The organism is Streptomyces europaeiscabiei, assembly GCF_001550375.1.
Lineage (GTDB): Bacteria > Actinomycetota > Actinomycetes > Streptomycetales > Streptomycetaceae > Streptomyces > Streptomyces europaeiscabiei.
This window is the reverse complement of sequence record NZ_LRTR01000260.1, coordinates 1-550: the sequence shown is the minus strand read 5'-3', so window position 1 is coordinate 550 and position 550 is coordinate 1. Positions and strand designations below refer to the sequence as shown.

The 550-nt window shown below is 78.0% G+C and carries 1 pseudogene; it reads right to left on the bottom strand.

The features are described from left to right. A pseudogene (locus tag AWZ10_RS12555) lies at positions 1-550 on the bottom strand (ArsR/SmtB family transcription factor); the annotation flags it as partial.

Below are 550 nucleotides of genomic sequence, written 5' to 3'. Positions count from 1 at the left end.
GCAGCGCCGCGAGGGCCCGGTGGGTGCCGGGGGTGGTGGGCGGCGGGGGTGCCAGCCAGCGGGGGTCGTGGGTCACCGGGTGGACGAGCACCGGGGGCAGGGAGCCGTCCCGCAGCACGATCGGGCCGGGCCAGCAGAAGAAGGAGGGGATGATCCGCAGGCCCCGGCCGTCGAGGTGGAGGTCGCCCCGCAGGTGCGGGCCGGTGATGTGCAGGACCGGCGCCGACCAGCGCACGCTGGGGTGCAGCCCCTCCGCCAGACCGCCGAAGCCGGACCGCAGCAGGGCCCTGGCCGCGACCGACCGGGCCTCGTCGAAGCGGGCCCGGACATGGCCCCAGTACGGGGCGACGAACCGCTCGTGATGTCTGCGGACCAGGCCGGAGAGCCCGCGCAGTGCCTGGGTGTCACCGTCGGCGAGCGGGCGCGCCCAGCCGGGCAGGGGGCGGGCGAGGGCCAGTTCCGTGAGGTCGGTCCGCAGCCGGGTGCGGGGTGTGGCCAGCAGCGCGTCCACGCCCGGCTCGAAGCCGTCGGCCGCGCCGGCCGGGGTCAG